At 72.9% G+C, this 22,183-nt stretch carries 20 protein-coding genes; 5 read left to right on the top strand and 15 right to left on the bottom strand.

Going from position 1 to position 22,183, the window contains the following annotated elements:
- Positions 1–211: 211 nt before the first annotated feature.
- The 12 genes from AB0F01_RS10210 to AB0F01_RS10155 form a co-directional block, all read right to left on the bottom strand.
- Positions 212–394, bottom strand: a complete 183-nt coding sequence (locus AB0F01_RS10210; protein ID WP_362092106.1) for a hypothetical protein — start codon at positions 392–394, stop codon at positions 212–214.
- Positions 395–599: 205 nt separating this feature from the next.
- A complete protein-coding gene (locus AB0F01_RS10205) occupies positions 600–2,840 on the bottom strand; it encodes an MMPL family transporter (protein ID WP_362092103.1) in 2,241 nt (746 codons plus the stop codon).
- A gap of 386 nt (positions 2,841–3,226) precedes the next feature.
- On the bottom strand, positions 3,227–3,709 hold the full coding sequence (locus AB0F01_RS10200; protein ID WP_362092100.1) for a hypothetical protein: 483 nt from the start codon (positions 3,707–3,709) through the stop codon (positions 3,227–3,229).
- A gap of 273 nt (positions 3,710–3,982) precedes the next feature.
- Positions 3,983–5,497 (bottom strand): Asp-tRNA(Asn)/Glu-tRNA(Gln) amidotransferase subunit GatB, encoded by a 1,515-nt coding sequence (gene gatB / locus AB0F01_RS10195; protein WP_362092097.1) that lies wholly within the window; start codon positions 5,495–5,497, stop codon positions 3,983–3,985.
- A gap of 15 nt (positions 5,498–5,512) precedes the next feature.
- Positions 5,513–5,752: a hypothetical protein gene (locus AB0F01_RS10190; protein WP_164334242.1), complete on the bottom strand. Its 240-nt coding sequence runs from the start codon at positions 5,750–5,752 to the stop codon at positions 5,513–5,515.
- Positions 5,749–7,245: an Asp-tRNA(Asn)/Glu-tRNA(Gln) amidotransferase subunit GatA gene (gene gatA / locus AB0F01_RS10185; RefSeq protein ID WP_362092094.1), complete on the bottom strand. Its 1,497-nt coding sequence runs from the start codon at positions 7,243–7,245 to the stop codon at positions 5,749–5,751. Before gatA ends, AB0F01_RS10190 begins: the two co-directional genes overlap by 4 nt.
- 5 nt (positions 7,246–7,250) lie before the next feature.
- Positions 7,251–7,547, bottom strand: a complete 297-nt coding sequence (gene gatC / locus AB0F01_RS10180) for an Asp-tRNA(Asn)/Glu-tRNA(Gln) amidotransferase subunit GatC (RefSeq protein ID WP_362092091.1) — start codon at positions 7,545–7,547, stop codon at positions 7,251–7,253.
- A gap of 100 nt (positions 7,548–7,647) precedes the next feature.
- Positions 7,648–9,906 carry a bifunctional diguanylate cyclase/phosphodiesterase gene (locus tag AB0F01_RS10175; RefSeq protein ID WP_362092089.1) on the bottom strand — a complete coding sequence of 753 codons (2,259 nt, stop codon included), beginning with the start codon at positions 9,904–9,906 and terminating at the stop codon, positions 7,648–7,650.
- A 259-nt stretch (positions 9,907–10,165) separates the two neighbouring features.
- A complete protein-coding gene (gene ligA / locus AB0F01_RS10170; protein ID WP_362092086.1) occupies positions 10,166–12,364 on the bottom strand; it encodes an NAD-dependent DNA ligase LigA in 2,199 nt (732 codons plus the stop codon).
- A 14-nt stretch (positions 12,365–12,378) separates the two neighbouring features.
- Entirely contained in the window at positions 12,379–13,386 is a 1,008-nt protein-coding gene (locus AB0F01_RS10165; RefSeq protein WP_362092083.1) for a methionine synthase, read from the bottom strand.
- A 54-nt stretch (positions 13,387–13,440) separates the two neighbouring features.
- Positions 13,441–14,142 (bottom strand): SDR family oxidoreductase, encoded by a 702-nt coding sequence (locus AB0F01_RS10160; protein ID WP_362092081.1) that lies wholly within the window; start codon positions 14,140–14,142, stop codon positions 13,441–13,443.
- An 18-nt stretch (positions 14,143–14,160) separates the two neighbouring features.
- Positions 14,161–14,700, bottom strand: coding sequence for a TIGR00730 family Rossman fold protein (locus tag AB0F01_RS10155; RefSeq protein ID WP_362092078.1), 540 nt, complete (start codon positions 14,698–14,700; stop codon positions 14,161–14,163).
- Between the two features lie 137 nt (positions 14,701–14,837).
- On the opposite strand from AB0F01_RS10155, the gene AB0F01_RS10150 reads away from it, so the two are divergent.
- The gene (locus tag AB0F01_RS10150; protein ID WP_362092075.1) at positions 14,838–15,167 is read left to right on the top strand and encodes a DUF427 domain-containing protein; all 330 of its coding nucleotides are present in this window, start codon (positions 14,838–14,840) and stop codon (positions 15,165–15,167) included.
- Positions 15,168–15,309: 142 nt separating this feature from the next.
- Complete coding sequence (locus AB0F01_RS10145; RefSeq protein ID WP_362092072.1) at positions 15,310–16,089, top strand: alpha/beta hydrolase; 780 nt, start codon at positions 15,310–15,312, stop codon at positions 16,087–16,089.
- 236 nt (positions 16,090–16,325) lie between these two features.
- On the opposite strand, the gene AB0F01_RS10140 is transcribed toward AB0F01_RS10145, so the two are convergent.
- Together AB0F01_RS10140 and AB0F01_RS10135 are read right to left on the bottom strand one after the other, a co-directional pair.
- Entirely contained in the window at positions 16,326–17,933 is a 1,608-nt protein-coding gene (locus tag AB0F01_RS10140; protein WP_362092583.1) for an adenosine deaminase, read from the bottom strand.
- Between the two features lie 217 nt (positions 17,934–18,150).
- Complete coding sequence (locus tag AB0F01_RS10135) at positions 18,151–18,717, bottom strand: ATP-binding protein (RefSeq protein ID WP_362092069.1); 567 nt, start codon at positions 18,715–18,717, stop codon at positions 18,151–18,153.
- 358 nt (positions 18,718–19,075) lie between these two features.
- On the opposite strand from AB0F01_RS10135, the gene AB0F01_RS10130 reads away from it, so the two are divergent.
- Entirely contained in the window at positions 19,076–19,927 is an 852-nt protein-coding gene (locus tag AB0F01_RS10130; protein WP_362092066.1) for a helix-turn-helix transcriptional regulator, read from the top strand.
- 3 nt (positions 19,928–19,930) lie between these two features.
- Positions 19,931–20,140, top strand: a complete 210-nt coding sequence (locus AB0F01_RS10125) for a DUF397 domain-containing protein (protein ID WP_362092063.1) — start codon at positions 19,931–19,933, stop codon at positions 20,138–20,140.
- Positions 20,141–20,295: 155 nt separating this feature from the next.
- Here AB0F01_RS10125 and mnmA read toward each other — a convergent pair whose 3' ends face one another.
- On the bottom strand, positions 20,296–21,432 hold the full coding sequence (gene mnmA, locus AB0F01_RS10120) for a tRNA 2-thiouridine(34) synthase MnmA (protein ID WP_362092060.1): 1,137 nt from the start codon (positions 21,430–21,432) through the stop codon (positions 20,296–20,298).
- Between the two features lie 60 nt (positions 21,433–21,492).
- Between mnmA and AB0F01_RS10115 the strand changes: the two genes are divergently transcribed.
- Complete coding sequence (locus AB0F01_RS10115) at positions 21,493–22,182, top strand: peptidoglycan recognition family protein (RefSeq protein WP_362092057.1); 690 nt, start codon at positions 21,493–21,495, stop codon at positions 22,180–22,182.
- Position 22,183: the final 1 nt, after the last annotated feature.

The following is a 22,183-nucleotide window of genomic DNA, read 5'->3' as shown; positions in this document are numbered from 1 at the left end:
GCTGCGGACGGGCCCCCGGACCCGCTGCGGTGGCCGGGCTCGGCACGATGACCGGGCTCGGCACGGTGACCGGACTCGGCACGGTGACCGGACTCGGCACGGTGACCGGGCTCGGCGCGGACGCCCCGCCCGGGGGCCGGGGCGTCCGCGAGGGCCGGGCGCGGTGGACGGCGGCCGGCCCCCTCGCGGTCGCCGGTCCCCGGCTCCGGGTTCATGCCGCTCGGTCGAACCGGTGGCGGCGGAGGCGGCGGATATGGCTCTCGTGTCCGGTGCCCCGTGCGTCGGCATGGCGAGCGGCGCGGCGCCCGCGGACCGCCTCCCGGACGCGACGCTGCTCCTCGGCGGAGTCGATGAGTTCCTGCTGGCGGAGCTTCTGGATCTCGTACTCGAGCATGACGGTCCCCCTGGGACGGTGCGGTGGTCGGCTTCGCTGTCTGCGATGCCTCCACCCTCGTCTCCCAGGGGGGTCCGGCACATCGGGAGACTGCCGCATCTTCGGCGGCACCGGGGGCCTTAGACGGGGACGGGGGTGCCTCAGAGGCGTCCGTAAGGTGCCTACGGCCGGCCGTTCCGGCGCCCCTTCACCCCCCGGCGGGGGGTCACCCGCCGGCGTCGGCCCGGTGGGCGTCCGCGCTGAGGACCCGGGCCGCCTCGGCGTCCGTGGCGGCGGCGAGCCGGGCGTGGGCGACGCGGGCCTCGGGGGGCTCGATGCTGATGCGCGGCAGGACCCGGTCGAGCGCTCGCGGCAGCCACCAGTTGGCGCCGCCGAGCAGGTGCATCAGGGCCGGGACGAGAAGGGTGCGCAGGACGAAGGCGTCCAGGGCGACGGCGGCGGCGAGCGCGATGCCGAACATGGCGATCACCCGGTCCCCGCTGAGGACGAAGGCGAGGAACACCGCGATCATGATCACTGCGGCGGAGTTGATCACCCTGCTGGTCTCGGCGAGGCCGACCCGCACGGCGCGCCGGTTGTCACCGGTCTCCAGCCACTCCTCGTACATCCGGCTGATCAGGAAGACCTGGTAGTCCATGGAGAGGCCGAAGAGGACGGACACCATGATCACGGGGAGGAAGGGCTCGATGGGCCCGGCCCGCCCGAGGCCGAGCAGTTCGCTGCCCCAGCCCCACTGGAAGATCGCCACGACCACACCGAACGCGCCGGCGACGGCGGCCACGTTCATCACGGCGGCCTTGACCGGGATGCCGATGGAGCGGAAGGCGAGCAGGAGCAACAGGCAGCCCAGGCCGACGACGACCCCGACGAAGACGGGCAGCTTGCCGACGATGACGTCGGCGAAGTCGTCGTACCCGGCCGTCGTGCCGCCGACCAGCAGGTCGAGGGAGGTGCCCGCCTCGGCGCGCGGCAGCACGTCGTCGCGCAGCCGGTCGACGAGATCGCTGGTGGCCTGGTCCTGCGGGGAGGACTCGGGCACGACGGTGAGGAACGCGGTGTCCCCGGACGGGCCGTAGGTGACCGGCGAGACGGAGGCGACGCCCTCGGTGTCGCGCAGGGTGGCGTCGAGGTCGCCGAGGGCCAGCCGGTCCTCGGCCCCGTCGACCTCGGTGACGACGGTGAGGGGGCCGTTCACGCCGGGCCCGAAGCTGTCGGCGAGGAGGTCGTAGGCCTGGCGGGTGGTGGACGTGCTGGGGTGGTTGCCCTGGTCGGAGGTGCCCAGGTGCAGCGAGAGGGTGGGCAGCGCGAGGACCGCCATGACGGCGAGGGCGACGACGCCGAGCAGCTTGGGATGGCGCTCCACGAACGCCGACCAGCGGGCGGCCCACCCGGTGGGCAGCTCGGGCTGGGGCCCGTGCTCGGCGAGCCTGCGGCGTTCACGGCGGCTGAGCGCCCGCATGCCGATGAGCGACAGCAGGGCGGGCAGCAGGGTGACGGAGGCGGCGACGGTCAGCACCACGGTGAGGGAGGCCGCGACGGCGACGCCGTTGAGGAAGTTGAGCCGGAGGATCAGCATGCCCAGCAGGGCTATGCACACGGTGGCGCCCGCGAACACCACCGCGCGGCCGGTGGTGGCGACGGCCTCGGCGGCGGCCTCGGTGACGGTCAGGCCCCGCTTGAGTCCGCGGCGGTGTCTGGTCACGATGAACAGCGCGTAGTCGATGCCGACGCCGAGCCCGATCAGCAGCCCGAGCATGGGGGCGAAGTCCGCGACGGTCATCACGTGGCCGAGCAGGGTGATGCCCGCGTAGGCGGTGCCGACCCCGACGAGCGCGGTGGCGATGGGCAGCAGGGAGGCGGCGAGGGAGCCGAAGGCGAGGAACAGCACGACGGCGGCCACGAGCACACCGACCGCCTCCGCGAGATGACCCTCGGGGGCCTGGGTCAGGCCGGCGGCACTGCCGCTCAGCTCCACCCGCAGCCCGTCCGTCTCGGCCTGCTTCGCCGTCTCGACGACGGCTGCGGCCTCCCCGGCGTCGATGTCCTTGGCCTGGTCGGCGAAGGCCACGGTGGCGTAGGCGGTGCGGCCGTCCTCGCTGATCCGGCCGGCGCCGCCGGTGTCGTCGTAGGGTCCCCGGACGTCGGCGACGCCGGGCAACTCGGCGACGCGTTCGAGGGTGCGGGTCATGGCCTGTTCGACGGCGGCGTCCCGCACGCTGCCGGAGGCGGTGTGCCAGACGACGGTGTCGCTGTCACCGCCGAGGTGGGGGAAGCCCTCGTGCAGCAGCTCGACGGCCCGGCCCGACTCGGTGCCCGGGACGTCGTAGTCGTTGGAGTAGGTGGAGCCGGCGACGGCGGCACCAGCGGCGACCCCGCCGAGGGCGAGGAGCCAGAGCAGGACGACGACCAGACGGCGTCGGACACACCAGCGTGCGAGGGCTGCCACGAATGTGCTCCCGGAAGGACTGTGTGTGGATCTTTGACCGGGAACAGCCGTTCATGGAAGGAACTGCCCGCAAAGAACGCATGAGCAATGCCCTGCCACTCTTGCACCTGCGAATGATCGTTTGTCGTGTTCGTGGGCTTCTTCACAGCAACGCGGGACGCATCACACGCCACCGCCACCGCCACCGCCACCGCCGCCGGGCCGGATCACACGGCCCCGCCCCGCCGGGACGGTTCGCGCGGTGCCCGTGCCGGGCGACGAGGGATCGCGTAGGCGATCCGGCGCTCGGCGGCACGGCCCTCGACGGCACCGCCATGCCAGGGGGCGGACGGGTGCGCGGCACGGGCCGGCCCGGCGGGGTCCACGAGGAGGGAAGGGACCCGGCGTCAGTCGAACTGGTCGCCCAGGGCCATCACCATCAGCCCGGCGATCAGCAGCCACAGTGCCCTCCGGGTCCGCCCGCGGGAGCCCAGCACGGCGGCGAACACGCAGATCACCGCACCGCCGGCGTACGCGGCCGGGACCGGCGCGGCGGCGGGGCCGGTGAGGCGGAGCAGCGCGGCGGCCAGCCCCGCGAGGGACAGCACGGCACCGGTGCCGGCCGCGACGAAGCGGGCCCGGCGTGCCCGGCTGCCGTCCGGGTCGTGGTCGTCGTCCGGGTCAGGGTCTTCGCCCGGGTCGGGGTCCTCGCCCGGGTCGGGGTCGTCGTCCGCCTCGTGCTCCTCACCCGCCTCGGTGTCCGGGCGGACGTCCCCGTCGGCTTCCGGGGTGAGGGAGAGGTCGTCGTCCGGTACCGCGACGGCCGGGTGGGTCTCGGCCGGCTCCGGACGGGTGTCCGAGTGCGTGTCGGAATCGGCGCGTCCACTCATGGCCAGGGAGCGTAGCGGCCGGCGTCGGAGCACCGGCCGCGGGGTCCGGCGGGGCCCACCGGCGACCCGCCGGTGGGCCGGTCGGCGGGCCGTGCGACCGGCCGCTGCGGCTCGCCGTGTCACCGCGTGCACCACGGAGCGAGGGGTGCACCGGCCGGACCGGTGCACCCCTCGTCGTACCGCCGTGGCCGCCGCGACGGCCGCCTGCGGACCGCCTGCGGACCGCCTGCGGACCGCCTGTGGATCGCGTGCGCGACCGTCGGCCGGCGGCGATCAGCCCTCGGAGACGCCCAGCTTCTCCAGGATCAGTTCCTTGACCCGGGCCGCGTCGGCCTGGCCGCGCGTGGCCTTCATGACCGCGCCGACCAGGGCGCCGGCCGCCGCCACCTTGCCGCCTCGGATCTTGTCCGCGATGGCCTGGTTGCCGGCGATGGCCTCCTCGACGGCGGTGGTGAGCGCGCCCTCGTCGGAGACGACCTTCAGCCCGCGCTTCTCGACGACCTCGTCCGGCGTGCCCTCACCGGCGAGGACGCCCTCGATGACCTGGCGGGCCAGCTTGTCGTTCAGGTCGCCCTCGGCCACCAGCTCGGTGACGCGGGCCACCTGCGCCGGGGTGATCGCCAGCTCGTCCAGCGCCTTCTGCGACTCGTTGGCCGCGCGGGCCAGCTCGCCCATCCACCACTTGCGGGCGGAGGCCGCGTCGGCCCCGGCATCGATGGTGGCGACGATCGGGTCCAGCGCGCCGGCGTTGAGGATCGCCTGCATGTCGGTGCCGGAGATCCCCCACTCCTCGCGGAGCCGGTTGCGGCGCACCAGCGGCAGCTCGGGCAGCTCGGCGCGCAGCTTCTCGACCCACTCGCGGGACGGGGCGACGGGGACCAGGTCGGGCTCCGGGAAGTACCGGTAGTCCTCGGCCTCCTCCTTCACGCGGCCGGAGGTCGTGGACCCCGTGTCCTCGTGGAAGTGGCGGGTCTCCTGGACGATGGTGCCGCCCGAGTTCAGCACGGCCGCGTGCCGCTGGATCTCGAAGCGGGCGGCCCGCTCGACGGAGCGCAGCGAGTTGACGTTCTTGGTCTCGCTGCGGGTGCCGAACTTCTCGGCGCCCTTCGGCATCAGCGACAGGTTGACGTCGCAGCGCATCTGGCCCATCTCCATGCGGGCCTCGGACACGCCGAGCGCCCGGATGAGTTCGCGCAGCTCACGGACGTAGGCCCGCGCGACCTCGGGGGCGCGCTCACCGGCGCCGGTGATGGGCTTGGTGACGATCTCGATGAGCGGGATGCCGGCCCGGTTGTAGTCGAGCAGGGAGTGGGACGCGCCGTGGATGCGGCCGGTGGCGCCGCCGACGTGCGTCGACTTGCCGGTGTCCTCCTCCATGTGGGCGCGCTCGATCTCGACGCGGAAGGTCTCCCCGTCCTCCAGCTGCACGTCGAGGTAGCCGTCGAAGGCGATCGGCTCGTCGTACTGGGAGGTCTGGAAGTTCTTCGGCATGTCCGGATAGAAGTAGTTCTTCCGGGCGAAGCGGCACCATTCGGCGATCTCGCAGTGCAGCGCGAGGCCGATCCGGATCGCCGACTCGACGCCGGTCGCGTTGACGACCGGGAGCGCGCCGGGCATGCCGAGGCAGACCGGGCAGGTCTGGGTGTTCGGCTCGGCGCCCAGCGCGGTCGCGCAGCCGCAGAACATCTTGGTGCGGGTGCCGAGTTCGACATGGACCTCGAGGCCCATGACGGGGTCGTACGACGCCAGCGCGTCCTCGTACGACACCAGGTCGGTCGTGGTGGTCACGGTGAAACTTCCCTCTCAGCCCAGCAGGACGTCGTCGTCGCCCAGCCGCTTCAGCTCGCGGTAGAGGATGGCGAGGCCGGTGACGATGGCGGCGGCGGACACGGTGGCGTCGATCAGGACCAGGGTGTCCTTCTCCAGCCGGGCCTTCTTGACGCGCTTGGCGACGCCGACCGCGCCGAACGCGGTGGCGGCCATGGACAGGTACGTACCGGACCTGGACTTCTTGAAGCCCTTGGCCTTGGTCAGTGCACTCACAGCGACGGAGCCTCCTCGAGCAGCGGGTGGCCCCACTTTTCCACGAAGGCGGCCTCGACGGCGGCACCCACCTTGTAGAGGCGGTCGTCCTTCATGACCGGGGCGATGATCTGCAGTCCGACCGGCAGGTTGTCCTCGGGTGCGAGGCCGCAGGGCAGCGACATGGCCGCGTTGCCCGCCAGGTTGGTCGGGATGGTGCACAGGTCGGCGAGGTACATCGCCATCGGGTCGTCGGCGCGCTCGCCGATCGGGAAGGCGGTGGTCGGGGTCGTCGGGGAGACGATCACGTCGACCTGCTCGAACGCCGCGTCGAAGTCCCGCTTGATCAGCGTGCGGACCTTCTGGGCGCTGCCGTAGTACGCGTCGTAGTAGCCGGAGCTGAGCGCGTAGGTGCCGAGCATGATGCGGCGCTTGACCTCGTCGCCGAAGCCCGCCTCGCGGGTCAGCGAGGTGACCTCCTCGGCGGAGTGGCTGCCGTCGTCGCCGGTGCGCAGGCCGTAGCGCAGGCCGTCGAACCGGGCGAGGTTGGAGGAGCACTCGGAGGGCGCGATCAGGTAGTACGCCGAGAGCGCGAGGTCGAAGGACGGGCAGTCCAGCTCGACGATCTCGGCGCCGAGGCCCTTGAGGAGTTCCACGGCCTCGTCGAACCGCTGGACGACACCGGCCTGGTAGCCCTCGCCGCGGAACTGCTTGACGACGCCCACGCGCATGCCCTGGACGCTGCCGTTGCGGGCGGCCTCCACGACCGGCGGGACCGGCTCGTCGATGGAGGTGGAGTCCATCGGGTCGTGGCCGGCGATCACCTCGTGCAGCAGGGCCGCGTCCAGGACCGTGCGGGCACAGGGGCCGCCCTGGTCGAGGGAGGAGGAGAACGCCACCATGCCGTAGCGGGACACCGCGCCGTACGTCGGCTTGACGCCGACGGTGCCGGTGACGGCGGCCGGCTGGCGGATGGAGCCGCCGGTGTCGGTGCCGATGGCCAGGGGAGCCATGTGCGCGGCGAGCGCGGCGGAGGAGCCGCCGCCGGAGCCGCCGGGGATCCGGGTGAGGTCCCAGGGGTTGCCGGTCGGGCCGTAGGCGCTGTTCTCGGTGGACGACCCCATGGCGAATTCGTCCATGTTGGTCTTGCCGAGGATGACGACGTCGGCGTCCTTGAGTCGCTTGGTGAGCGTCGCGTCGTACGGCGGGATCCAGCCCTCGAGCATCTTGGAGCCGACGGTGGTCGGGATGCCCTCGGTGGTGAAGATGTCCTTCAGTGCGAGAGGGACGCCGGCCAGCGGGCCGAGCTTCTCCCCCCGGGCGCGCTTGTCGTCGACGGCGCGCGCCTGGGCGAGGGCGCCCTCGCGGTCGACGTGCAGGAAGGCGTGCACCTTCTCGTCGACGGCCTCGATGCGGGCCAGGTGGGCCTCGGTGACCTCGACGGCGGTGAGTTCGCCGGAGGCGATCTTCGCCGCGGTCTCGGCCGCGGTGAGCCTGATGATGTGGTCGCTCATGGCGGTTACTCCTCCCCCAGGATCTGCGGCACCTTGAAACGCTGCTGCTCCTGGGCCGGGGCGCCGGACAGCGCCTGCTCGGGGGTGAGCGAGGGACGGATCTCGTCCGGCCGCATGACGTTGGTCAGCGGGAGCGGGTGCGAGGTCGGCGGGACGTCTTGGTCGGCGACCTCGCCGACGCGGGCGACCGCGCCGATGATGTCGTCGAGCTGGCCTGCGAAGTGGTCGAGCTCTTCGGGCTTCAGCTCCAGACGCGCCAGCCGGGCGAGGTGGGCGACCTCCTCGCGCGTGATGCCAGGCATGCAGCGATCCTCTGGGGTGAGTGTGTGTGTTTGCGGCCAATCCTATGGGGCCCGGGGCGGTGGCCGTGAAACGGTCCGGGCGCGGGCGGGCGGCCCTCGGTCAGCCGGCCCGGCCGGAGTCGTCGCCCGCGGCGGCGGGCAGGGCCGCCGCGGGGCGCTGCCAGCCGCGGGAGCCGCGGGCCAGGAGCCAGGCGGTGGTCTCGTCGGGCGGCATCGCGGCCGCCACGAGCCAGCCCTGGACCGCGTCGCAGCGCAGGTCGCGCAGGCGTTCCCAGGTCTCGTCGTCCTCGACGCCCTCGGCGACGACGAGCAGGCCGAGCGAGTGGGCGAGGTCGATGGTGCAGCGCACGATCTCGGCGTCCTCGCTGTCGACGGCGAGCCGGGCCACGAAGGAACGGTCGATCTTGAGTTCGCTGACCGGCAGCCGCCGCAGGTGCACCAGCGAGGAGTAGCCGGTGCCGAAGTCGTCGAGGGACATCTTCACGCCGTGGCCGGTCAGGGCGTTGAGGGTGTCGGCGGCGCGCTGCGGGTCCTCCAGCAGGACGTGTTCGGTGATCTCCAGCTGGAGCGCCCCGGCCGGAACCCCGTGCCGGGCCAGGCGGGCGGCGACGGAGCCGGCGAAGCCGGGGGTGTGGACGTCGCGCGGGGAGACGTTGACCGCGACGGGCACGAACAGGCCCTGGGCGCGCCAGGCGGCGACCTGCTCGAGGGCGGTCTCCAGGACGTACTCGGTGAGGTGGGGCATGAGTCCGGAGGACTCGGCGATCGCGATGAACTCGTCCGGGGGGACCCGGCCGCGCTCCGGGTGGACCCATCGCACCAGGGCCTCCAGACCCGAGACCTGGCCGTCGAAGCGGACTTTGGGCTGGTAGTGCAGCTGGACCTCGTGGGCGTCGAGGGCGCGGCGCAGGTCGCCCAGCAGGGCCAGGCGGTCGGGGGTGTTGGAGTCGCGCTTGGACTCGTACACCTCGACTCCGGTGCGGTCCCGCTTGGCCTGGTACATCGCCACGTCCGCCCGCCGCAGCAGGCCCTCCGCGTCGAGCGCGTGGTCCGGGAAGACGGCGACGCCCGCGCTGGCCTCCAGGACGAGGGTGAGTCCGTCGAGGTCGAGCGGCGAGCTGAGGGCGGCGACGAGGCCGCGGGCCACGCGGGTGGCGGACGTGGTGGAGTCGGCGACGGGCAGTAACACGGCGAACTCGTCGCCGCCGAGCCGGGCCGCCTCGGCACCGCGCGGCAGGGCGGCTCTCAGCCGGTCGGCGATCTGCAGCAGCAGCCGGTCCCCGGCGAGATGACCGAGGGTGTCGTTGACGGACCGGAACCGGTCGAGGTCGATCAGCATGAGGGCGGAGCGGGCCTCGATGCGCTCCGCGTCGTCCAGGGCGGTCCAGATCCGCTCCAGCAGCCACTGGCGGTTCGGCAGGCCGGTCAGCGGGTCGCGCAGCTGTTCCTCCGCGCGGGCGCGGGCGATCCACAGGGTGGAGTCGAGCGCGATGAGCGGGATGGCGAACAGCGGCAGCAGCAGCGGTTTGGCGTCCGCGACGACGCAGATCAGCGGGGCTATCCCGAGCAGGGCGACGGCGACCAGGGCCTGCCGGACCAGGGCGGTGCGGGCCACGGTCGGCAGCCCGGCGCGCGGGGTGTGCAGGTACCAGAACAGGGTGCGGGTGACGGCGAGGTAGGCGACGGCGACCAGCACCACCTCGAAGGCGGTGGCGAACGACCAGGTGTCCGGCGCCGAGGGGCTCTCGACCGACGGCACGGAGCCGAACGCGGCCAGCACCAGCGCGCCCGCGCCGATCCCGAGGAGGTCGACGGCGCCGTGCAGGACCCCCTGGCGCCAGCGGCCCCGGCGGGCGGTGCCGACCAGCACGACGACGGTGAGGCTGACCATGCCGGCTGGCACCCAGCCGTAGAGCAGCAGCACGGCGAGGGTGAGCGCGGCGCCCGAGCCGGTGCCGCCCCACCAGCGGGAGCGGCCCAGCATGACCAGGTGGCCGACGATGATGCCGGTGAGCACGGCCAGCGACCAGCCGACGGTGCCGGACGGGAACAGGGCGTGGCCGCCGGTGAAGGCGTACAGGAAGCCGGCGCCGAGGACGAAGGCGGCCGCGGCGACGATCGCCGTGGGCAACGCGGGCCAGGGCAGGTGGCGTTCGCCGTCGGTGTCGGACAGGACGGGGCCCCGGACGATGGCCTGTGGCCGGGCGGGGCCGAGTCCGTCCGCCGGGTCCGCCGCGGTGCGTTCCCGCGTGCCCGGCCGGTCCGCGGGCCGCCCGTCCGGGCGTCCGCGCCGGCGGACGGCGGTCAGCCGGCCCAGGCGCAGCCGTGAGCCCGGGGCGGCGCTCTCGGTCGGTTCCATTCCCGTCCCTCTCACAGCCGGCGGTGCCCACGCCACGCGGCCCGATGCCCGACAACCCTCAGCGGCTCCGCGATGGAAAGCCTTTCCCCGGACCCTTCTCGAACACGGGGATGCCCCGACCGCAGCTGGGCACGGCAGGCGCACCTCCCAACAGTAGGCCGCGGAAGGCTTCCTCGGGCACCGGTCGCCGACGGTTGCCCGAATGCGCCCCGGCCACCCGTATGCATCTGGTATGCGCCGATCCGGGGGGCTTCAACCGTTACCCGTCGGCCGAAAGCGCGGCCTCGGCGGCGGCTTCCGGCCCGTCGGCGAGGAGGATCTCGAAACCGTCCTCGTTCAGAACCGGAACCTTCAGCTGCATCGCCTTGTCGTACTTCGATCCGGGGTTGTCGCCGACGACCACGAAGGACGTCTTCTTGGAGACCGATCCGGTCACCTTGGCGCCCCGGTCCTGCAGTGCCTCCTTGGCGCCGTCGCGGGTGAACCGCTCCAGGGTGCCGGTCACCACCACCGTCAGGCCCTGGAGCGGGCGCGGGCCCTCGTCCTCGCCGGAGGTCTCGTCCGCCATGCGGACCCCGGCCGCCTTCCACTTGCGGATGATCTCGCGGTGCCAGTCCTCGGCGAACCACTGCTTGAGCGAGGCGGCGATGATCCCGCCGACCCCCGGGGTGGCGGCCAGCTCCTCCTCGGTGGCCTGCTCGATGCGCTCGATGGAACGGAACTCGCGGGCCAGCGCCTCCGCCGCGACCGGTCCCACATGGCGGATCGACAGGGCGGTCAGGATGCGGGCGAGCGGGCGGTCCTTGGCGGCCGCGATGTTCTCCAGCATCGCCACCGCGTTCTTCTTGGGGGCGCCCTCCTGGTTGGCGAAGACGGTGGCGATCTTCTCCTCGCCGGTCTTCGGGTCCCGCTTGGGCAGCCCGCTGTCCTGGTCCAGCACGTACGCCTTGATGGGCAGCAGCTGCTCGACGGTCAGGTCGAACAGGTCGCCCTCGTCGCGCAGCGGCGGGTCGGCGGGCTCCAGCGGCTTGGTGAGGGCGGCGGCGGCCACGTAACCGAAGTGCTCGATGTCCAGCGCCTTGCGGCCGGCGAGGTAGAACAGCCGCTCGCGCAACTGGGCGGGGCAGGTGCGGGCGTTGGGGCAGCGCAGGTCGACGTCGCCCTCCTTCATCGCCTTCAGCGGCGTGCCGCACTCGGGGCACTCGGACGGCATGACGAACTCGCGCTCGCTGCCGTCGCGCAGGTCGGCGACCGGGCCGAGGATCTCGGGGATGACGTCACCGGCCTTGCGCAGCACCACGGTGTCGCCGATGAGGACGCCCTTGGCCTTGACGACGTCCTGGTTGTGCAGGGTGGCGAACTCGACCTCCGACCCGGCGACGGTGACCGGCTCGACCTGGGCGTAGGGCGTGACCCGGCCCGTACGGCCCACGCCCACGCGGATGTTGATCAGCTTGGTGTTGACCTCCTCGGGCGCGTACTTGTACGCGATGGCCCAGCGGGGGGCTCGGGAGGTGGTGCCGAGGCGGCCCTGGAGCGGGATCTCGTCCAGCTTCACGACCACGCCGTCGATCTCGTGCGCCACGGAGTGGCGGTTCTCGCCGTAGTACGCGATGAACTCCCGGACGCCCTCGATGCCGTCGACCACCTTGTTGTGCGGGGAGGTGGGCAGGCCCCAGGACTTCAGCAGGTCGTACGCCTCGGACAGCCGGGTCATGCGGCCGGGGAAGCCCTCCAGCGCGCCGATGCCGTGGACCACCATGTGCAGCGGACGGCTGGCGGTCACGCGCGGGTCCTTCTGGCGCAGCGAACCGGCCGCCGCGTTGCGCGGGTTGGCGAAGGGCTTGTCGCCGGCGGCCACCAGGCGGGCGTTGAGCTCCTGGAACTTCTCCATGGGGAAGAAGACCTCGCCGCGGATCTCCACCAGCTCGGGCACCTCGTCGCCGGTGAGCCGGTCGGGGATCTCGGCGATGGTGCGGACGTTGGGCGTGATGTCCTCGCCGGTGCGGCCGTCGCCGCGGGTCGCGGCGCGGGTGAGGCGGCCCCGCTCGTAGGTGAGGTTGACGGCGAGCCCGTCGACCTTGAGCTCGCACAGGAAGTGGAACTCCTGCTCCCCCAGCTCGCGGTGGATGCGCTCGGTCCAGGCGGCGAGGTCCTCGTCGTTGAAGGTGTTGTCCAGGGAGAGCATGCGCGAGCGGTGCTGGACGGAGGTGAACTCCGTCTCGTAGGCCCCGGCGACCTTCTGGGTCGGCGAGTCGGGGGTGCGCAGCTCGGGGTGCTGCTCCTCCAGGGCCTCCAGCTCGCGCAGCAGCCGGTCGAACTCGGCGTCGCTGATCACGGGCGCGTCGTTCACGTAGTACCGGAAGCGGTGCTCCTCGATCTGCTCCGCGAGCTGTACGTGCTTCTCGCGCGCCTCGGCGGGCACGCTCGTCGTCTCCGCCTGCTGGTCGCCGGCCACTGGGTGTCCTCCCGTTACTCTGGGTTGTCCGCGAGGGATCTCGCGGCCCGGACGCAGTGGGCGTAGGCGGCCCGCGCGTACTGCGGGGAGGCCCCCGCGAGTCCGCACGCCGGGGTGAGCGTGACGGCCTCCGCCAGGAGGTCCGGTCGCAGCCCCAGCCTGCGCCACAGCGTTCTGACTCCTCCGACGCTACCGCCCGGGTCCGACAACGGGCCGTCCGTGCCGGGCACGACACCGGCGAGCAGCCGGATGCCGTCCTCCACCGCCTCACCGATCGCCTCGTCGTCACGCTCGGTGAGAAGGGAGGCGTCGAAGGACAGTCCCGCCACGCCCGCCCGGCGCAGCAGGGCGAACGGCACGTCCGGGGCGCAGGAGTGCACCACCACGGGCCCGCCGTCGTGCGCGCCCACGACGTCCCGGAGGGTCGCCTCGACGGTCTGCCGGTCCACGGCGCGGTGGGTGCGGTATCCGCTGGCGGTGGGCACCTGCCCGCGCAGGACGGCGGTCAGGGACGGTTCGTCGAGCTGGAGGACGAGCCGGGCGCCGGGCACCCGCCGCCGCACCTCGGCGAGGTGGAGGCGCAGGCCTTCGGCCAGGGAGGCGGCGAGGTCGCGGCAGGCGCCGGGGTCGGAGAGGGCGGCCTCGCCGTTCTTCAGCTCCAGGGCGGCGGCGAGCGTCCAGGGGCCGACGGCCTGCACCTTCAGGGGCCCGCTGTGGCCCTGGGTGAACTCCTCCAGCGCGTCCAGGTCCTCGCCGAGCCAGGAGCGGGCCCGCCGGGTGTCGCGGCCGGGCCGGTCACCGATCCGCCAGCCGCTGGGCTCGACCCGCGCGTACAGCTCGACGAGCATGCCGGCGGTCCGGCCGATCATGTCGGCGCCCGGGCCACGGGCGGGCAGTTCGGGCAGGTGCGGGAAGTCCTCGAAGCTCCCGGTGGCGGTCTTGGCGGCTTCCCGCGCGTCGGTGCCGGGCAGGGAGCCGACACCGGTCGCGGGACCGAACCTGATCTGGCTTTCTTCGCTCACGGGAGAAGCGTACGCAGGCCGGTGGCCGGGGTCGCGCCCCCGGCCACCGGTTCCCTACGGGCGGCCCGGGCGCACGGTCAGGTCGTTGACCTCGGCGTCCCGGGGCAGGTCGAGGGCCATCAGCACGGTGGTGGCGACCGACTCGGGGTCGATCCAGCGGCCGGGGTCGTAGTCCTTGCCCTCCTGCTGGTGCACCTTGGCCTGCATGGGGCTGGCGGTGCGGCCCGGGTAGACGGAGGTGACGCGGACGCCGGCCGCGTGCTCCTCGTGCCGCAGGGAGTCGGCGAGGGCCTTCAGGCCGTGCTTGGACGCCGCGTAGGCGGACCATTCGGCGTGCGCGTTGAGACCGGCCCCCGAGTTGACGAAGATCACGTGCCCGCGGCTCGCGCGGAGCTGGGGCAGGAAGTGCCGGGTCAGCTCGGCGGGCGCGATCAGGTTCACGTCGAGCTGGTGCCGCCAGGTCTTCGGGGTCAGCTCGCCGACCCGGCCGAGGTCGACGACGCCGGCGATGTGCAGCAGGGAGTCGACCTGCTCGGGGACCGACTGGTGCGAGAAGGCCCAGCTGAGCCGGTCGGGGTCGGCGAGGTCGCCGACGAGGGTCCGGGCGCCGGGGAACGCGTCGGCGAGTTCCTTCGCCCGCCCCGCGCTGCGCGCGTGCAGCACGAGGTCGTCGCCGCGCGCGTGCAGGCGGCGGGCGACGGCCGCGCCGATGCCGGAGCCCGCTCCGGTGATCACATGGGTAGCCATGTCCGCCATGCTCGCATCACGGGCGGCTCAGCGGATGCCCCGGCTCTCCTCCAGGTGGGCCAGCGCCCCGACGGGTTCCTCGGCGAAGAACACCAGGTCGGTGAGCGGGCGGGGCAGGAAGCCCTCCGTCTCCATCCGGCGGAACTGCTCCTTCAGGCCGTCGTAGAAGCCCGCGGTGTTCAGCAGCACGACCGGCTTGTCGGTGCGGCCGTGCTTCTTCAGCTCCAGGATCTCGGTCGCCTCGTCGAGGGTGCCGGTGCCGCCCACCATGATCACCACGGCGTCGGACTTCTCCAGCAGCAGCCGCTTCCTCTCCGCGAGATCCGGGGCGACGACCATCTCGTCGGCGCCCTCGCGGGCCTTGGCGGCCAGGAAGTCCACGGAGACGCCCACCAGCCGGCCGCCCGCCTCCTGCACCCCGTCGGCGACCACCTTCATCAGCCCTGTGTCGGAGCCGCCCCACACCAGGGTGTGCCCGCCCTTGCCGAGCAGGCGGGCGAACTCCCGCGCGGGGCGCGTGTAGCGCTCGTCGAGGTCGGCGGCGGAGAGGAAGACGCAGATGTTCACCGCCCCACGGTACGGCCCGGCCCTTCCGGTGCGCTCCCGTCCCCCCGGGCGGGAAGAACGGGCGGCCCCGCGAGCGCTGTAACCGGAACGGGCCGGCCGTCCGGCCGGCGGCGCCGCATCCTCCAGGAGGGACCGTCGTGACCGCAGGACATCGCATCAGCATCGAGGAGAGCGACCGGCAGGTGCGCGTGGTGCACGGCGGGCGGGAGCTGGCCCGCACGGACCGGGCGCTGGTGCTGCGCGAGACGGGCTGCCCCGTGCGCTACTACATCCCTCCGGAGGACGTGCGGCTGGACCTGCTGACCCCCTCCGGGACGCACACCTACTGCCCGTTCAAGGGCACGGCGTCGTACTGGTCGGTGCCGGACGAGGCGGACCTGGTGTGGTCCTACCCGGACCCGAAGCCCGGCGTCGCACGGATCAAGGACCATCTGTGCTTCTACGAGGTCGACGTGGACCGGGGCTGACCGGCCGGGGACGGGGGCGGCCGGCCGCGGTGCCCGACGGGCGAGGACCGCCCGGAGTACGAGCGCGTCGAACCGAGGCGATCGGTGGACGCGCCGCCCGCCTCACCGACGAACACCGCGCGGTGCGGCAGTCTGCTGAGACATGGACAAGAACATCACTTCGCGCGACGGCACGTCCCTGGCCTACGAGAGCGCAGGGCGGGGTTCCACGATCGTCCTCGTCAGCGGCGCGATGTCGACCGGCGGCACGGTGGCGCCGCTGGCGGCTCCCCTGTCGGAGCGGTTCCGGGTGGTCGTGTACGACCGCCGGGGCCGGGGCGCGAGCGGCGACACCCCGCCGTACGCGGTGGAGCGCGAGGTCGAGGACCTGGCGGCGCTGATCGAGGAACTGGGCGGTGAGGCGTCGCTGTACGGGGTGTCGTCGGGCGGCGCGCTGGCGCTGCGGGCGGCGGCGAGCGGGCTGCCGGTGCGTCATGTCGCCGTGTACGAGACGCCGTACGCCCTGTCGGAGGAGGACCTGGCGGAGCGGGCCCGGTACACCGAGCAGCTGACGGCCGCCCTGGACGAGGGGAGGCGCGGGGACGCGGTGGAGCTGTTCCTGCGGCTGACCGGCCTGGACGAGGCGGTCATCGAGGGCGCCCGGCAGTCCGCCCTGTGGGCGGGCATGGAGTCGATGGCGCCGAGCCTCGCGTACGACGACGCGGTGATGGGCGACGGGGGCGTGCCCCGGGAGCTGCTGGCGTCGGTCCCGGTGCCGGTGCTGGCGATCGCGGGCGACGCCAGTCCGGCCTGGATGCGCGAGGCCGCGCGGGCGATCGCGGACACGGTGCCCCGCGGCACGTACCGCGCGCTCCAGGGGCAGACGCACATGGTCGAGCCGGACGTGCTGGCGCCGGTGCTGGCCGAGTTCTTCGGGCGGTGAGCCGCCCCGGCGGTGCGGTGAGCCGTCCCGGCGGGGTGCGGTGAGGCCGCGCGCGGGCGCGCGGCCACCCCGCCCCGCGGACGCGCAGCCGGCTCCGCCGCCGCGGGGGGCGGCGGCGGACGGCACGCGACGGCCCCGCCCGACGGGGGCTCAGCGCTCGGCGCGCGACGGCCCGTCCCGGCCGGGCCGAGGCTCAGCGGGCGGTGCGCAACTGCCCGTCCCAGCCCGTCCGAGGCTCAGCGGGCGGTGCGGATGCCCGTCTCGAAGCGGCCGAAGGCCCGCTCCTGTTCCCACTGCGCGGCGGCCTTCGGACTGGCGGTCAGCAGGCGCCGGCAGTCCGCGCCGGGGCGCGCATCGCCGAGCCGGACCCCGCGGCAGGCGGCGACGGGACGGTAGCCGTCCCGGGTGGGGTTGCCCCGCCACAGGCTCGCGCCGGGGAGGAAGGCGTACTCCAGGGAGGCCCGCGCCAGGTCTTTCAGCTCCGGGTAGGACAGGCCGTACGTGTCGGCGGCGTACCGGTATTCGTGGCTGATGTCGATGCGGCTGACGCCGGGGTCGTCGGTGGCCAGGACGACGGGCACGCCGTACGCGCGGTAGGTCTCGAAGGGGTGGTCGGCGCCGCGCACCCCGAGGATCTGGGCGTTGCTGGTGAAGGGGACCTCGACGGCGGTCTCGCGGGCGGCCATGGTGCGCGCGGTGCGCTGCCAGTCGTCCTCGTGGACCAGATCCACGCCGTGGCCGATGCGGTCGGCGCCGGCGACCTCCACGGCTTCCCGGATGTGGAACGCGAGGTCGGCGGGCTTGACCAGGCCGGGCCACAACTCACCGGCGTGCAGGGTGACATGGGCGCCGGGATAGACACCGCGGAGGTACTTCAGCATGCGCATCTGGAGGCTGTAGTCGCGCAGGGCGACCTCCGCGTCCTCGGGCTGGACGAGGTTGACGGCGACGAACCGCCCGTCGCGCTCGGCCAGGCGCATGCCGAGGGCCATCTGCGTGAAGACCCGTTCCGGGGCGCTGCCGCGCGAGACCTGGGAGATCCAGCGGACCGGGATGCGGCAGCCGGGCCGGGGGCTGTCGGTGTCGCAGCGGGCGGCGGTGCGGAACTCGGCGTCGGCCTCGTCGGACTCCTTCTTCGCCTCGGTGACCAGCCGGTCCAGCTTGCCCCCGGCGGTCAGCTTCCCGTGCAGCCGGGCGAGGTCCGGGTCCCAGCCGACCTCGGCCGCGAGCTTCTTCGCCCCGTCGGAGGCCGGGGTCACCATCGTCTCCAGATAGAACTGGTTCTGCTCGGCGATGTCGTCCGCGACCTCGGCGAGCAGTTTCCCGCGGTGCCGCCAGGTCACCTCGCCGAACCTGCCGAAGGTGGCGAAGAAGTGGTCGTGACCGTTGCCGTCGGCCGGGAAGTCCTGCATGGACCAGGCGCGCACGAGGGCGTCGTGGAAGGCGCGGTCCGTGCGGGCGTCCGCGGCAGGGCGGGTTCCTGCACCGCACGGGGGCGGGACGGCGGTCATCGTCGCGGTGTCGACGCACAGCCCGTCCTCGGCGGCCAGTTCGACGAGGTACTCGGTGGAGACCGCGCCCGACAGGTGGTTGTGCAGGTCACCGCCCTTGGGCAGGCCGCGGAAGAACTCCCGCGCCCGACGCGGGTCATGGCGGATCGCGTCGAGGTGAGCGGCCGTGACCGCCTCGCCGACGGTCACCGGGCGCGGCGCCGCCGGCGAGGCCGGGCCGGAGGCGTCCGTGCCCGCGTGGGCGGCGGGCAGGACGGCGGGAGAGGACAGCAGTACCAGGGCACCGAGGCCGGTGACGGCCAGGGTGCGGGTGCGGCGCGAGGCGCCGGACATTCGAGGCTTCACACCCGGAAGATCGTCGCGGAGGCAGCCGGGGACACGGGCGCGCGGCGAGGTGCGCCGGGTGATCACCCGGGTGGCGGAACGGCGCGATGCGCGGGCCGGCATGCGCGCTCTCCGCGGGCGCGGCGCTTGGGCGAAGCCGTGAACACTCCGGAGCCGGCGTTCACGGCGTCGCGAGGCGGGCGGGCGGGCCCGGTGGGCCGCCCGGTCAGGCGGCGAGCACGGGCGGGCCCGGATGCAGGGGTCCGGAACCGTGACCGGCCCCTCCTCCGGGTGGTGGGTCACCTCCGCCGAGGACCAGATCGAACCAGACGGTTTTGCCGCCCACCCCGTACAACGACTCCCCGAGGGCACATCCGCCCCAGTCGTCGGCCAGCAGATCGAGGATCAGCAGACCACGTCCGCGTTCCGCTTCGGGCATGTCCGGGGCCGACGGCAGCGGGAACACCGGGCAGGTGTCCATGACGCTGACCCTCAGCACGGGGTTGGTCCAGCGCAGCAGCACGATGGCGGGGCCGGGCGCATACCGGACGGCGTTGGTGGCCAGTTCGGAGGTGAGGAGTTCCGCGCGATCGGTGAACTCGCCCAGTCCGTGCGCTCCCAGCACGGCCTTGAGCGTCGTACGGGCGACGGCCGGCCCGCGGGGATCGCGGGGGAAGCGCAGCTCGTACTCCCACGTCTCGGTGAACGGGATGAGGGGTGGGGCCGGGACGGCGTACTCGTCCGCGCCGGGTGCTTCGGGGGTCGGCTGGTGTTCCGGTTCCGCGTCGTTCACGCGGCACCTCCTTGTGCGTGGGCGGTCCTGTCCGTGGCGCGGCGGGTCGGTTCCCCGGTTCGTCGGGGTGATCGACACCTCCGTGCCGTACGGCGCCGCCCGCGTCCGGCCACATCGCGGATCAGGTCCGCGATGTCCGACGGTGGCCTGCCGCCCCGCACCCGTTCCGTCGGGCCCGGGACGGCAGGGGGCGGGCGGTGCGCTTCCGCCGGGTGGGATGCGGGTGGCGTGGCTCACACGCTAGCGCGCCGACTAAAACGCGTGCTACCTGATTCATCAGAACGGGTTTTACTGCCTCTCCGGAGTGGACGCCCCTGACGAGGATCGGCAAACTGTGCGCGCGAGCAAGGAGTTGTAGATGGCGCCACGGCACCACCCGAGCATCCGTCAGCGTCGGTTCGGCGCCGAACTGCGGCGGCTGCGCGAGGCTGCGGGGATGGCCGCACCCGCGGCCGCGACGCGCCTCGGCGTGGACCGCACGATGATCTCGAACATCGAGTCAGGCCGGTTCGGCATCAGCGAGGATCGGCTGCGTCGACTCGCGAGCATCTACGAGTGCAACGACCCCGCACTGATCGACGCTCTGGCCGCGATGACGGGAGGGCGACCGAAAGGCTGGTGGGACGAGTACCGGGGAAAAATCCCGCCGGACTTTCTCGATGTGGCGGAGCTGGAGCATCACGCCACCAGCATCAGAACGCTCCAGACCGCCCATATCCCCGGGATCTTCCAGACGGAGGACCACGCAAGGGCCCTCTTCGACCTGTTCGTTCCGGCTCTGCCGCGCCTGGAGGTCGAACTCCGGGTGGCACAGCGCATCGGCCGACACAGTGTGATCGCGAGGAGTCCGGGTGTGCCCTATGTGGGTTATATCCATGAAGCGGCCCTGCGGATGCGCATCGGTGGGCGCCACATCGCGAAGGCCCAACTGAACCGCCTGCTCGAAGAGAGCGAACGCGACAACGTCCGGCTACTCGTCATCCCCTTCGCAGCAGAAGGTTTCCCCATGGCCGGGGACACCGTGATGTACGCGGCAGCACCGAACCCGCACCTGGACACCGTGCAGGTGGACTCGCCCATCGGTGCGGTCTTCTTCGACTCCCCCACCCATCTGGCCAACTTCCGGACACGGCTGGACTTGATCGAGCGAGTGGCGTTGAATCCGAGGGAATCGAGGGACTTTGTCCTCGACATCATCGGAGATCTGTAAGAGGTGTCGACCGTGAACGAGTTGAAGTGGCTCAAGTCCTCGTATTCCGAGGCATCCGGCAACGCATGCATTGAGTTCGCGGCATGCGACGAATCCCGCATAGCAATACGCGACAGCGTCTACCCGAGACGGCTTTTCTCGGTCGGCCGGAGAGCGTTCACCTCATTTGTCACTGCGACCAGGTCCGAGATGTTCCACCCCGGCAGACGCTAGCCGGAACCCGGCACAGGAACGTCCGTCTGCGACCGAGAGGCCACCCCGGCGGGCACATCGGGCATCCGCCCTGCCGGACGCGATAGGTCTGCTTTCCGCCCCACTTGGCGCGTCGCCTCCTGCCGGAGCAACCCCGCCCGCTCCCGGCCCGTGCGTCAGGCCGTCGCCGCCCGCTCCGTCGCGCGGACCGTCGAGGCGATCGTCGCCGAGCCGACCACGCGCGTGCCGTCGTACAGCACGATCGCCTGGCCGGGGGCGACGCCGCGGACCGGCTCGGTGAAGCGGACCTCCAGTTCCCCGTCGACGAGTTCCGCCGTCACCTCGGTCTCTCCGCCGTGGGCGCGCAGCTGGGCGGTGTAGGTGCCGGGTCCGACGGGGGCCGCGCCGCACCAGCGGGGGCGGATCGCGGTGAGGGCGGTGACGTCGAGCGCGTTCGCCGGGCCGACGGTGACCGTGTTGTCGACCGGGGAGATGTCGAGGACGTAGCGGGGCTTGCCGTCGGGGGCGGGGGTGCCGATCCGCAGGCCCTTGCGCTGGCCGATGGTGAAGCCGTAGGCGCCCTCGTGGGTGCCCACCTTGGCGCCGGACTCGTCGACGATGTCGCCCTCGGAGCGGCCGAGGCGGTCGGCGAGGAAGCCCCGGGTGTCGCCGTCGGCGATGAAGCAGATGTCGTGCGAGTCGGGCTTCTTGGCGACGGCGAGCCCGCGGCGCTCGGCCTCGGCGCGGATCTCCTCCTTGGTGGTGACGGTGTCACCGAGCGGGAACATCGCGTGAGCGAGCTGGCGGTCGTCGAGCACGCCGAGGACGTACGACTGGTCCTTGGCCATGTCGGAGGCGCGGTGCAGTTCGCGGGTCCCGTCCTCGCGGACGATCACCTGGGCGTAGTGGCCGGTGCACACGGCGTCGAAGCCGAGGGCCAGCGCCTTGTCCAGCAGCGCGGCGAACTTGATCTTCTCGTTGCAGCGCAGGCACGGGTTGGGGGTGCGGCCGGCCTCGTACTCGGCGACGAAGTCCTCGACGACGTCCTCGCGGAAGCGGTCGGCGAGGTCCCACACGTAGAAGGGGATGCCGATGACGTCGGCGGCGCGGCGGGCGTCACGGGAGTCCTCGATGGTGCAGCAGCCCCGCGCCCCGGTGCGGAACGATTGCGGGTTGGCGGAGAGCGCGAGGTGGACGCCGGTCACGTCGTGACCCGCTTCGGCGGCGCGTGCGGCGGCGACGGCGGAGTCGACTCCGCCGGACATGGCGGCCAGGACGCGGAGGGGGCGGGTGCGCTGCGGGGTGTCAGTCATAGCCCCTCCAGGGTACGGGGGCGCGGGAACCACGGCCGCCGGGTATCCGTTGGAGATCGCATGGGGGCGAGAAGAGCATCCGAGGACGGGGACCGGCGCATCGGGCGGCGGGCCCTGATCGTGGGCGGAGTGGCCGCCGCGGCGGGCACCGCGGTGCTGGCGCGGGACGAGCTGGCCCGGCTGTGGTGGCGTGCCCCGGGGGTGGCCAAGCCCCGGAAGCCGGGCGAGGTGGACTTCGCGGACGCCCGCTGGATCGCCGCCTCGGAGGCGAACTGGCGTCGCGCGGACCGCCCCGACGACTACGGCATCGACATGGTGGTCGTCCACGTCACCCAGGGCAGCTTCGACAGCGCGGTGAAGGCGTTCCAGGACCCGGGACACCGGGCGGCCACCCACTACATCGTCGGCCAGGACGGCCGCGTGGCGCAGATGATCCGCGAACTGGACGTGGCGTACCACGCGGGCAACCGCGACTACAACGAGCGCAGTGTCGGCATCGAGCACGAGGCGTTCGTGGACCGGCCGCAGGACCTCACCGACGAGATGTACGAGGCGTCGGCGCGGCTGACGGCCCGGATCTGCGCGCGGTACGACATACCCGTCGACCGCGAGCACATCATCGGGCACGTCGAGGTGCCGGGCACCGACCACACCGATCCGGGCCCGCACTGGGACTGGGACCGGTACATGAAGCTGGTGCGCCGCGCGCGCACGTCCCTGAGCACGCCGGACGCCTCCGCGTCCCCCTAGG

The sequence above is a fragment of the Streptomyces sp. NPDC029526 genome (assembly GCF_040637405.1).
In the GTDB taxonomy this organism is placed as follows: Bacteria; Actinomycetota; Actinomycetes; order Streptomycetales; family Streptomycetaceae; genus Streptomyces.
The sequence above is the reverse complement of the archived record's forward strand: the minus strand, read 5'-3'. Positions and strand labels throughout refer to the sequence as shown.